This window comes from Pseudarthrobacter sp. SORGH_AS 212 (assembly GCF_030818145.1).
GTDB lineage: Bacteria > Actinomycetota > Actinomycetes > Actinomycetales > Micrococcaceae > Arthrobacter.
Genome location: NZ_JAUTAA010000001.1, coordinates 2411379 through 2423372, shown reverse-complemented (window position 1 = coordinate 2423372; position 11994 = coordinate 2411379). Strand labels below are relative to the sequence as shown.

At 66.5% G+C, this 11994-nt stretch carries 9 protein-coding genes; 7 read left to right on the top strand and 2 right to left on the bottom strand.

Going from position 1 to position 11994, the window contains the following annotated elements:
• The first annotated feature begins 6 nt into the window (after positions 1–6).
• Positions 7–864, top strand: coding sequence for a prephenate dehydratase (locus QE394_RS11055; protein ID WP_056081309.1), 858 nt, complete (start codon positions 7–9; stop codon positions 862–864).
• Between the two features lie 28 nt (positions 865–892).
• Here the strand turns inward: QE394_RS11055 and betT are convergent, their stop codons facing one another.
• The gene (gene betT, locus QE394_RS11050; RefSeq protein ID WP_200937838.1) at positions 893–3079 is read right to left on the bottom strand and encodes a choline BCCT transporter BetT; all 2187 of its coding nucleotides are present in this window, start codon (positions 3077–3079) and stop codon (positions 893–895) included.
• A 220-nt stretch (positions 3080–3299) separates the two neighbouring features.
• Entirely contained in the window at positions 3300–5198 is a 1899-nt protein-coding gene (locus QE394_RS11045; protein ID WP_349034501.1) for an FAD-binding monooxygenase, read from the bottom strand.
• A gap of 258 nt (positions 5199–5456) precedes the next feature.
• On the opposite strand from QE394_RS11045, the gene QE394_RS11040 reads away from it, so the two are divergent.
• The 6 genes from QE394_RS11040 to QE394_RS11015 all read left to right on the top strand — a co-directional run bounded on the left by QE394_RS11040 (position 5457) and on the right by QE394_RS11015 (position 11974).
• On the top strand, positions 5457–6959 hold the full coding sequence (locus QE394_RS11040; protein ID WP_261619856.1) for a fumarylacetoacetate hydrolase family protein: 1503 nt from the start codon (positions 5457–5459) through the stop codon (positions 6957–6959).
• A complete protein-coding gene (locus tag QE394_RS11035) occupies positions 6952–7638 on the top strand; it encodes a GntR family transcriptional regulator (protein ID WP_056081318.1) in 687 nt (228 codons plus the stop codon). The genes QE394_RS11040 and QE394_RS11035 overlap by 8 nt, the downstream gene beginning before the upstream one ends.
• Positions 7639–7668: 30 nt before the next feature.
• Positions 7669–9180: a 5-carboxymethyl-2-hydroxymuconate semialdehyde dehydrogenase gene (hpaE, locus tag QE394_RS11030; RefSeq protein WP_349034500.1), complete on the top strand. Its 1512-nt coding sequence runs from the start codon at positions 7669–7671 to the stop codon at positions 9178–9180.
• 110 nt (positions 9181–9290) lie between these two features.
• Entirely contained in the window at positions 9291–10385 is a 1095-nt protein-coding gene (gene hpaD / locus QE394_RS11025; protein WP_349034499.1) for a 3,4-dihydroxyphenylacetate 2,3-dioxygenase, read from the top strand.
• A 3-nt stretch (positions 10386–10388) separates the two neighbouring features.
• Positions 10389–11174, top strand: coding sequence for a 2-oxo-hept-4-ene-1,7-dioate hydratase (gene hpaH, locus QE394_RS11020; protein WP_056081328.1), 786 nt, complete (start codon positions 10389–10391; stop codon positions 11172–11174).
• Positions 11159–11974 carry an HpcH/HpaI aldolase/citrate lyase family protein gene (locus QE394_RS11015; RefSeq protein WP_349034498.1) on the top strand — a complete coding sequence of 272 codons (816 nt, stop codon included), beginning with the start codon at positions 11159–11161 and terminating at the stop codon, positions 11972–11974. Before hpaH ends, QE394_RS11015 begins: the two co-directional genes overlap by 16 nt.
• Positions 11975–11994 lie beyond the last annotated feature (20 nt).

The following is an 11994-nucleotide window of genomic DNA, read 5'->3' as shown; positions in this document are numbered from 1 at the left end:
CGGACCATGGCCCAAAAGATTGCGTACCAGGGTGAGCCCGGCGCCAACTCCAATATCGCGTGCAAGCAGATGTTCCCCCACATGGACAGCGTCCCCTGCGCCAGCTTCGAGGACGCCTTTGAACTGGTCTCCAGCGGCGAGGCGGACCTGGCCATGATCCCCATCGAGAACTCCATCGCCGGCCGGGTGGCGGACATCCACATCCTGCTGCCGCAGTCCAACCTGCAGATCGTGGGCGAATTCTTCCTGCCCATCCACTTCGACCTGCTGGGTATCCCGGGCAGCACCATCGAGGGTGCCACCGAGGTCCACAGCCACATCCACGCCCTGGGCCAGTGCCGGAAGCTCATCCGCGAGCACGGCCTCAAACCCGTCATCGCGGGCGACACCGCCGGGTCCGCCCGCGAGGTGGCGGAGTGGAACGATCCCCGCAAGCTTTCCCTCGCTCCCCCGCTGGCCGCCCAGATCTACGGCCTCGACGTTCTTGCCTCCAGGGTGGAGGACGATCCCTCCAACACCACCCGCTTCGTGGTCCTGGCCCGGGAAACCGCGCTGCCGGCCAGGGATGAACTTCCCGGACCGGCAGTCACCAGCTTCGTGTTCCGCGTCCGCAACGTGCCCAGTGCCCTGTACAAGGCGCTGGGCGGGTTCGCCACGAACGGCGTGAACATGACGCGGCTGGAGAGCTACATGGTGGGCGACGAGTTCGCGGCCACCATGTTCATGGCCGACGTCGAAGCGCACCCGGAGGACACTCCCCTTCGGCTGGCGCTCGAGGAACTGGAGTTCTTCACCACCGAGGTGCGGATCCTCGGGGTGTACGCCGCGGCGGACCACCGGGCGGCCCGCACCCCGGCGGCCTGAAGCCAGGGACTGGCCCGGGCCCCCGGTTCTATTCCGCGCGCTGGCCGTCCCCCGGTTCCACCACCGCCATGCTGCCTGTGGCCACCGGAGGGGTGAGCACGGACGCAAAGTCGTGCTGGGTGGAGTAGGTGAGGAAGCCCAGGTGCGCCTCGTAGCGGTCCAGGACGTCGTCGATCACCTGCTGGTGGGACAAGCCCATGAGGTCGTAGCCTTCGGATCCTGTCTGTGCGAACACCTCCACCCGGTAGTAGATGTCCGTCTGCCGGGACATGCGCCCACCAAACATGGGCACCGGCGCTTCCACCGCCTGCACCTGGTAGTGGAAGTCGCGGTGCTCCGGGATGCTGACCACCAGTGCGTGGCTGGAAATGCCGGCGTCCGGGTTCGGCACCACATCCAGGGTGGCGTGGTACCCCTGCCTGGTGAACTCCTTGACCACATCCGCGAGCGCCGGCTGCACAGTGCCCTCCATGAAGAGTGCCACCTGTTTTTTGGACGGGTATGCGCGCATGTTGGCCAGCCGCTGCCGCCAGGTGCGGTCCGGCACCTGCCCTCCGTGGGCCGCCGTCGACTGCCGCCGCAGGACCTGCCCTTCGCGCTCGGCGCGCTCCATCCGCAGGGCCTTGGAGAATGACGCCATCACAAGCCACGCGATGATTGTCACCGGCAGGGCGAAAATGAGGGTGGCGTATTCCATGGTGGTCACGCCGCCGGCCACCAGCATGGCGATGGTGAGCAACGCCGTCAGGACCGCCCAGAAGATGCGCAGCCATTTGGCGCCGTCCTGCGAGGGATCGGGGATCGATGAGGAGAAGTTGGACATCACCATAGCGCCGGAGTTGGCGCTGGTGAGGTAGAACAGCATGCCGGACAGCGTGCCCAGCCCGATCAGGAAGCTCGCGCCCGGGAACATGTTCAACAGGGCGTACCAGCCCTCCTCCGGGCTGGCCATGGCGAGCTGCGCGAATTCCGCGTTCCCGCCCAGGACCTCGTGCATGGCGCTGTTGCCGAAAATGCTCACAATCAGGAAGTCGCACAGCACCGGGGCGGTGATGGCGGCAATGACGAATTCCCGCAGGGTCCTGCCCCGCGAAATCCGGGCCAGGAACAGGCCTACGAACGGACCCCACGCAAGCCAGAAGGCCCAAAAGAAAAGGGTCCAGCCGGCCATCCATTCCGAGCCGCCGTCCTGGTAGGCGAACGTCTGCAGGGTGCGGTCCGGCAGCGTGAACAGGAACCGGCCGATGTTTTCGACCATGGCATTGAGCAGGAAGGACGTCTGCCCGGTCACCAGGATGTAGAGCAGCATTGCCGCTGCGCTCCAGATGTTCAGCTCGGAGATCCAGCGGATGCCTTTGTCCACGCCGGAGGTGCACGCGGCCACGGTGAGGATGACAGCCACAACCACCAGGGCGATCTGCAGCGCCAGGCCCTCCTGCAGGCCGAACAGTATGGCGAAGCCGACGTTGAGCAGCACCACGCCAATGCCCATGGACGTGGCCACACCGAAGACGGTCCCTACCAGGGTGACGATGTCGATGGTGTCTCCGACGCCGCCGCGGACGCGCTTCCCGAGCAACGGATACAGTGCTGCGCGGATGGACAGCGGCATGCCCCAGCGGTAGGCGAAGTACCCCATGGCCATGCCGAGGAGCGAGTACATGGCCCAGCCGGCAATTCCGTAGTGGAACATGGTCCACACCACGGCGTCCTGGGCCGCGGCCGCCGTCTGCCCTTCACCGGCGGGTGGTTTCATGTACTGGGTGATGGGGCCGGTCACGGAGTAGAACAGCATGTCGATGCCCACCCCGGCTGCGAACAGCATGGCCACCCAGGTGAAGAGTTTGTACTGCGGCCTGGAGTGGTCCGGGCCAAGGCGGACTGAGCCTTCCTTGGACAGCGCCACCCACAGGACGAATCCGATCACGACCGTGACAGTGAGGACGTAGAACCAGCCCACGTTCGTGGCGATCCAGGCCACCACTGTCTTCATGGTGGCCTGCGCGCTGGCCGGCACCAGCATGGCCCAGACAGAAAACGCCAGGATGATGGCTGACGCGATGACGAACACCCGCCAGTTCACCTTTGGTTTGGATTCCTCGGCGAGCTCGGCCTTGGCCTTGCTCAGTTCCTGGCTGGAAACGGGCGGGCGGTTCTCCCCATCAGGAATGGGCCGCCGCCGTTCGGTGCCGCCAAGCTGGCTGCGCGGGATCATCGCTTTCGGTTGCTGGTCCCCCGGGCTGTTTTCCAATTCTTCGGCCAATGAAGTCCTCCTCCGATCGGCAGCGGGCCGGCCGGGCACCCGTGGCGGGTGGCCGCAGAAGACCCCGGTCCGGAAAAGGAGGGAGGGCCGTGCACAGAGGGGCACTCGCCGAGCGGGCTGCATGCCAATGGTAGTACACGACCCCCCACCTCTGGCAACCGGTTGCCTTGCCTTAGACCTCTGCGCGCTGGCCCGCCGCCAGGAGGGGAGCGAAGAACTCGGCGAGCTCATCCACCGCACCGAGCGGCAGGACATTCGCGACGTACTGGTCCGGGCGGACCACCACCACAGCGCCGCTGCGGTCGATGCCGCGAAGCTCGAAGATGTCCGCAGCAGGATCGGTGGCGTAGACCTTCTCATAGTCGGTGAGCCTGAACGGGCCCACCTGCGGCTTGAAGACCGCGGGCACGGCACCGATGTCGACGGCGGTGTGCGGCTGCTGGTAGATGACTTTCAGGTCGAACCACGCATCCGGGTCGGCGTCCGGCGGCGTTGCGGCCAGCGGTGATTGCGGCGAGGCCGCGAACCACGCTGCGAGCTTGTCCGCGGCTGAGCCGGTACCGGGCAGGGCGGCGTCGGCGAAAACGTAGATCCGCCAGCGGCCGTCAGCGGTGGCGTGGTGCCCCAGGTGCAGGGGGTTGGTGTCGCCCACCCGGACCACGGGGGCGGACTTGAAGCGCTTGCCCACGGGGAATCCGCCGGCCAGCTCCTGGTGATTGGCGGAGCCCGTCACCACGGACGGCGTGTACTGGGTCATGAACCCGGCCGGGAACTCGGCCGTGCGGACATAGAAGTCTTCAAGGTCTGACGGGTTGTCGAACTCCTCCGGCTTCTTGGCCATCATGGTGGACCATTCCTTGTCGAAGTCAATGAGGTTCCTGGCCACCACCTGGCGTTCTTCGGAGTAAGTGCTGAGCAGGCTTTCCGGGCTGCGGCCTTCAAGGACGTGGCCGAGCTTCCAGGCGATGTTGAAGCCGTCCTGCATGGAGACGTTCATGCCCTGGCCCGCTTTGGCGCTGTGCGTGTGGCAGGCGTCGCCGGTGATGAACACCCTCGGGGTGCGGGTGCCGCGCTCCTCCGGCAGGACGTCGTCGAACCTGTCCGTGAGCCGGTGGCCCACCTCGTACACGCTGTGCCAGGCAACATTCCGCACATCCAGCGTGTAGGGGTGGAGGATTGCGTTGGCCTTGGCGATGATCTGCTCGATGCTGGTGCTGCGGACCTCGTGATGCGTGGCGGGGTCCACTTCCCCCAGGTCCACGTACATGCGGAACAGGTGGCCGCCTTCGCGCGGGATCAGCAGGATGCTGCCCTCGGCGGCCTGGATGGCACATTTTGTGCGGATGTCCGGGAAGTCCGTCACGGCGAGCACGTCCATGACACCCCAGGCGTGGTTGGCCTGGTCCCCGGCCATGGTGCAGCCGATCGCCTGGCGCACTTTGCTGCGGGCGCCGTCGGCCCCCACCACGTACTTGGCGCGGACCACCCGGTCCTTGCCCTCGTCCGGGCCGGCGGTGTGCCGGAGCGTGACGGCAACCGGGTAGTCGCCGCCACGGGCCACCTCAAGTCCCACGAAGTCGTAGCCGTAGTCGGGCTTCATGCGGGTGGGCGCGTTGGCCATGTACTCGGCGAAGTAGTCCAGGACGCGGGCCTGGTTCACGATCAGGTGCGGGAATTCGCTGATGCCCATTTCGTCGTCGACGGCGCGGGCGGCGCGGGCAATGTTCGCGTGGTGGGCCGGGTCCGGCTTCCAGAACGCCATCTCGGTAATCCGGTAGGCCTCGGCGATGATCCGTTCCGCGAAGCCGAAGGCCTGGAATGTTTCGACACTGCGGGCCTGGATACCGTCTGCCTGGCCGATGGCAAGCCTGCCGGGGCGGCGCTCCACGATACGGGTGGTGATGTTGGGAAACCGGGACAGCTGCGCCGCGGCCAGCATCCCGGCGGGACCGGTGCCGACGATCAGCACGTCCACCTCGCCCGGAAGGTCCTCGGGCCGGTTGAGGCCGACCCCGGCTGCGGGCTGGACACGCGGGTCGCCGGATACATAGCCGTGGTGGTGGAACTGCACGGGTTACCTCACTTCGTTGTGGGCGGATGACCGCTGCGTCATCTCGTGGACCAAAGCCTGCGAATGCGTTCTATATGAGAACACTACATTCGATAATAGAAACGTCAGAGCTGGCTTCCACTGTACGCCGCCTGTGACGGAGGCTACAAGTAGTTCCCGGAACGCTGTGGTGATGCCCGGAAATTCAGGGGTTGACGGCGGGCTGCAGGATGGAGAATAGTGATCGTATACGATTTCGTACCTGATGAGGAGAAGGTCTTGGAGCAGGTCAACGGCGACACCCTGGCAGCAACCCGCAAGGTGATCGCGGTGCACATCAACTACCCCAGCCGGGCCGCCCAGCGGGGCCGCACCCCGGAGCAGCCGTCGTACTTCCTCAAGCCCACCAGCTCGCTTTCCCTGGGCGGCGGAACAGTGGAGCGCCCGGCCGGTTGCGAACTGCTCGGCTACGAGGGCGAGATCGCTTTGGTCATCGGGAAGGCCGCCCGCCGCGTCAGCCTTGAGGACGCCTGGAACCACGTCGCCGCCGTCACCGCCAGCAACGACCTCGGCGTCTACGACCTCCGGTACGCGGACAAGGGCTCCAACCTGCGCTCCAAGGGCGGGGACGGCTTCACTCCCGTGGGCCCGTCACTGATCCCGGCAGACGCCGTCGACCCCGCCAAGCTGCGCATCCGCACCTGGCACAACGGCCACCTGGTCCAGGACGACACCACCGAAGACCTGCTCTTCCCGTTCGCCCGCCTCGTCGCGGACCTGTCCCAGCTGCTCACCCTCGAGGAGGGGGACATCATCCTCACCGGCACCCCGGCCGGCGCCTCCGTGGCCACGCCCGGTGACGTCCTGGAGGTTGAGGTGGGCACCATTGACGGCGCCCTCACCACGGGACGCCTGGCCACCACAGTTGAACAAGGCACGACGGCGTTCGCGGACTTTGGTGCCCGGCCCAAGGCTGACGACCTGCAGCGGGAGGAAGCCTACGGTTCCCGCGAGGCCGCCGGCCTGGCGGGCGTTGGCGAGGCACCCGAGGCGGGGGCCGCCGTCGGGCCTGCCCTCTCCCCCGAACTGAAAGCCAAGCTCGGGTCCGTGGCAACGGCCACCCTGTCCTCGCAGCTGCGCAAACGCGGGCTGAACAACGTCAGCATCGACGGGCTGCAGGCCACCCGCCCGGACCGCAAGGTGGTGGGCCTGGCCCGGACCCTCCGCTACGTCCCCAACCGCGAAGACCTCTTCAAGACCCACGGCGGCGGGTTCAACGCCCAGAAGAAGGCCATCGACTCCGTCAACGACGGCGAAATCCTGGTCATGGAAGCCCGCGGCGAGAAAGGCACCGGAACCGTAGGCGACATCCTGGCCCTCCGCGCCCAGGTCCGGGGCGCCGCCGCCATCATCACCGACGGCGGCGTCCGCGACTTCACCGCCGTTGCCGGCCTGGAGATGCCCACGTACTTCGCCAACCCGCATCCCGCCGTGCTGGGCCGCCGCCACATCCCGTGGGACACGGACATCACCATCGCCTGCGGCGGTGCCACCGTGCAGCCCGGCGACATCATCGTGGCTGACTCCGACGGCATCCTGGTGATCCCACCGGCCATCGCCGAAGAACTCGCGGACGACTGCATCCGGCAGGAACGGGAAGAAACGTTCATCTTCGAGATGGTCAAGCAGGGCAACAGCGTGGACGGCCTCTATCCGATGAACGCCGAATGGCAGGCCAGGTACGTGGAGTGGGAAGGCAAGGAAGGCAACGCCGATGACTGAGACAGCAGTGACTGGCGTGCCGGAGCTTTCCGACGCCTCCGCCGGCAGCAAGTCCGAGCAGGCCTACCAGGCCGTCAAGGCCCGCATCGTGGAGGGCACCTTCACCCCTGGCTACCGGCTGGTCCTGAGCATCATCGCCAAGGACCTCGGCGTCAGCGTGGTCCCTGTCCGTGAAGCCATCCGCCGGCTCGAGGCCGAGGGGCTGGTGACCTTCGAACGCAACGTCGGCGCCACCGTGGCAGGCATCGACCCCACCGAGTACCTCTACACCATGCAGACCCTCAGCATCGTGGAAGGGGCAGCCACCGCGCTGTCCGCACCGTTGATCGACGGGCCGGCCATCGCCCGCGCGCGCGCCATCAACGAGGAGATGCGTGACTGTCTGGGCCACTTCGACCCCGTCCGGTTCACCAGGCTCAACCAGGATTTCCACTCCGTACTGTTTGAGCACTGTCCCAACCCGCACATCCTGGACCTGGTCCACCGCGGCTGGAACCGGCTCGCGGCGCTGCGGTCCTCCACCTTCCGCTTCGTCCCCGGCCGCGCCCTGGGCTCCGTCGAGGAACACGAAAACCTGCTGACGCTCATCGAAAACGGAGCAGACGCCGACACGATCGAAAAAGCAGCACGCCAGCACCGCACCGCCACGTTGGACGCTTACCTCGCCCAAACCCGTTAGCAAGCTCAGCACCAGTAAAGGACTTCAACGATGACGACCTCAACAGAAACTGCCAAGCACTACATTCCCGAGGACCTGCCCACCCACATCCAGCACTACATCAACGGCCAGTTCGTTGACTCCGTTGGCGGCAAGACCTTCGACGTCCTGGACCCGGTGTCCAACACGAACTACGCCACCGCCGCGGCCGGCCAGAAGGAAGACATCGACCTCGCCGTCGCCGCCGCCCGCGAAGCGTTCGTAAATGGCCCCTGGCCCAGGATGAAGCCGCGCGAACGCGCCAGGATCCTGAACCGGATCGCTGACGCCGTGGAGACGCAGGAGGGGCGCCTCGCCGAACTCGAAACCTTCGACACCGGCCTGCCCATCACCCAGGCCAAAGGCCAGGCACTTCGCGCGGCCGAGAACTTCCGCTTCTTCGCGGACCTGATCGTGGCCCAGTTCGACGACGCCATGAAGGTCCCCGGCTCGCAGATCAACTACGTGAACCGCAAGCCGATCGGCGTCGCCGGCCTGATCACCCCGTGGAACACCCCCTTCATGCTCGAGTCCTGGAAGCTCGCCCCTGCCCTGGCTACCGGCAACACCGTGGTCCTCAAGCCAGCCGAGTTCACGCCGTTGTCCGCATCCCTTTGGGCCACCATCTTCAAGGACGCCGGCCTCCCGGACGGTGTGTTCAACCTGGTCAACGGCCTGGGCGAGGAAGCGGGCGACGCCCTGGTCAAGCACCCGGACGTTCCGCTGATTTCCTTCACCGGCGAGACCACCACCGGCCAGACCATCTTCCGCAACGCCGCCACCAACCTCAAGGGCCTGTCCATGGAACTCGGCGGCAAGTCCCCGTGCGTCGTGTTCGCCGACGCGGACCTGGACGCCGCCATCGACTCGGCCCTGTTCGGCGTCTTCTCCCTCAACGGCGAGCGCTGCACCGCCGGCTCCCGCATCCTCGTGGAACGCGCCATCTACGACGACTTCTGTGAGAAGTACGCCGCCCGGGCCAGGAACATCGTGGTGGGCGACCCCCACGACCCCAAGACCCAGGTGGGCGCCCTGGTCCACCCCGAGCACTACGAGAAAGTCGCTTCCTACGTGGAGATCGGCAAGTCCGAAGGCCGGCTCCTGGCCGGCGGCGGCCGCCCGGACCACCTCCCTGACGGCAACTACATCGCACCCACGGTGTTTGCCGACGTCGCCCCCGACGCGCGGATCTTCCAGGAGGAAATCTTCGGACCCGTTGTGGCCATCACCCCGTTCGAGAATGACGACGAAGCCCTCGCCCTCGCGAACAACACCAAGTACGGCCTGGCGGCCTATATCTGGACCCAAAACCTGACCCGGGCCCACAATTTCTCCCAGAACGTCGAAGCCGGCATGGTGTGGCTGAACAGCCACAACGTCCGGGACCTCCGCACCCCGTTCGGCGGCGTCAAGGCCTCGGGCCTGGGCCACGAGGGCGGCTACCGCTCCATCGACTTCTACACCGACCAGCAGGCCGTGCACATCACCCTCGGCACCGTCCACACCCCCAAATTCGGCGCCTAAGCACCACCCCGCCCAACTGACTCGCAGTTGTTGTCGTTATGAGCCCCCAAAACGACATCTGCTGCTACCCAGTTGGGAAAGAACCCACCTTTCAAAGAAGAGAGAATCCCATGACCAACTTCGTCCCCACTCCCAGCGTCCCGGCCCCGGACATCGTCCGCTGCGCCTACATGGAAATCGTGGTCACCGACCTCGCCAGGTCCCGCGCGTTCTACGTGGACGTCCTGGGCCTGCACGTCACCGAGGAAGATGGGAACAACATCTACCTGCGCTCCTTGGAGGAGTTCATCCACCACAACCTGGTCCTCCGCCAAGGCCCCATCGCCGCCGTCGCAGCATTCGCCTACCGGGTGAAGTCGCCCGCCGAAGTGGACGCCGCCGAAGCCTACTACCGCGAACTCGGCTGCCGCGTGGAGCGCCGCAAGGACGGCTTTACCAAGGGCATCGGCGACTCCGTCCGCGTTGAGGACCCGCTGGGCTTCCCCTATGAGTTCTTCTACGAGACCGAGCACGTGGAACGCCTCACCCAGCGCTACGACCTCTACTCCGCCGGCGAGCTGGTCCGCCTGGACCACTTCAACCAGGTCACCCCGGACGTCCCCAAGGGCCGCAAGTACCTCGAGGACCTCGGCTTCCGCGTCTCGGAAGACATCAAGGATTCGGACGGCGTCACGTACGCCGCGTGGATGCACCGCAAGCAGACGGTCCACGACACGGCCCTCACCGGCGGCAATGGCCCGCGCATGCACCACGTCGCCTTTGCCACGCACGAGAAGCACAACATCATCCAGATCTGCGACAAGATGGGCGCCCTGCGCATCAGCGACAGGATTGAACGCGGTCCCGGACGGCACGGCGTGTCCAACGCGTTCTACCTCTACATTCTGGACCCGGACGGCCACCGTATCGAGATCTACACCCAGGACTACTACACCGGCGACCCCGACAACCCCACCATCACCTGGGACGTCCACGACAACCAGCGCCGCGACTGGTGGGGCAACCCCGTGGTCCCCTCCTGGTACACCGAAGCTTCCCTGGTCCTGGACCTCGACGGCAACCCGCAGCCCGTCATCGAACGTGAGGAAAAATCCGAGATGGCGGTCACCGTGGGCGCCGACGGCTTCTCCTACACCCGCAAAGCGGACGGTGACGCCGGGCCTGCCGGGGAAGCGCAGGGTTTCAAGCTGGGAGCGCAGGTCTGACCGATGCTGGAGCCGAAGACGATCGAAGCCATCGCGGATGAGCTGCTGGAAGCCGCCCGGACCCGCACCCCCGTCCCCCGCCTGACGGCCCGCTACCCGGACATGACGGTGGAGGACTCCTACGCCGTCCAGCAGTTGTGGCGGCGCCGCAACGAGGAAGCCGGCCGGACCCTGGTGGGCCGGAAGATCGGCCTCACGTCCAAGGCCATGCAGGACGCCACCGGCATCACCGAACCGGACTACGGCGCCATCTTCGATGACATGGTGCTGGAAACCGGCTGCTCCGTCCAGTGGGACCGGTACACCCACCCGCGCGTGGAGGTGGAGCTGGCCTTCGTGCTGAAGGACGGGCTCAAGGGCCCCGGCTGCACCATTTTCGATGTCCTGAAGGCCACTGACTACGTGGTGCCGGCCCTCGAGATCCTGGACTCCAGGATCGAAATGGAGGGCCGGACCATCGTGGACACCATCTCGGACAACGCCGCCATGGGCGCCATGGTAATCGGCGGCCGCCCCGTGAAGCCCGACGCCGTAGACCTCCGCTGGGTCTCCGCCATCCTCTACAAGAACCAGACCGTGGAGGAAACCGGCGTGGCCGCCGGTGTCCTGGACCACCCCGCCAACGGCGTCCACTGGCTCGTCAACAAGATCGCTTCCCACGGCGACTCCCTGAAGGCCGGCGACATCATCCTGGCCGGTTCCTTCACCCGCCCTCTCTGGGCCTACAAGGGCGACACCGTCCACGCCGACTACGGACCCCTGGGGAGTGTGACGTGCCGCTTCGAATAGACCACACCTTCCGCGATGCCCTGGCCGCACAACAACGCGACGCAGGCCGCCCGCTCGTCGGGATGTGGGTGTGCTCCGGCAGCCCGCTGATCGCCGAGCTCTGCGCCGGATCCGGCCTGGACTGGCTCCTGGTGGACGCCGAGCACAGCCCCAACGGGCTCGAATCCATCCTCGCCCAGCTCCAGGCCATCCACGGCTACCCGGTTCAGACGCTGGTCCGGCCACCGGTCAACGACACCGTGGTGATCAAGCAGTACCTGGACCTCGGCGTGCAGAACCTGCTGATCCCCATGGTCAACTCGGTCGCCGAGGCCGAAGCCGCGGTGGCCGCCACCCGCTACCCGCCGCAGGGCGTCCGCGGCGTCGGCTCGGCGCTGGCCCGGGCCGCACGGTGGAACCGGGTCCCGGACTACCTCGCCCGGGCCAACGGCACCATCAGCGTTACCGTCCAGATCGAATCCACCGCCGCAGTCGAAGCAGTCGAAGACATCCTGAAGGTGGACGGTGTCGACGCGGTCTTCATCGGCCCCTCCGACCTCGCGGCCTCCATGGGCCTGCTGGGACAGCAGGAACACCCCGAGGTGCGTGCCGCCGTCGAGCACTGCCTCGCCGCGGCAAAGGCTGCCGGGAAGCCTGCGGGTGTCAACGCCTTCAACCCGGACACCGCACAGCACTACCTCGACAACGGAGCAGACTTCATCCTGGTGGGCGCCGACGTCGCCCTCCTCGCACGGGGCTCCGAAGCCCTCGCCGCGAAGTTCATCCAAAAGCCCGACGGCGAAACCCAGGCCAGCTACTGACCCGCTACCGGCCAGCGCGG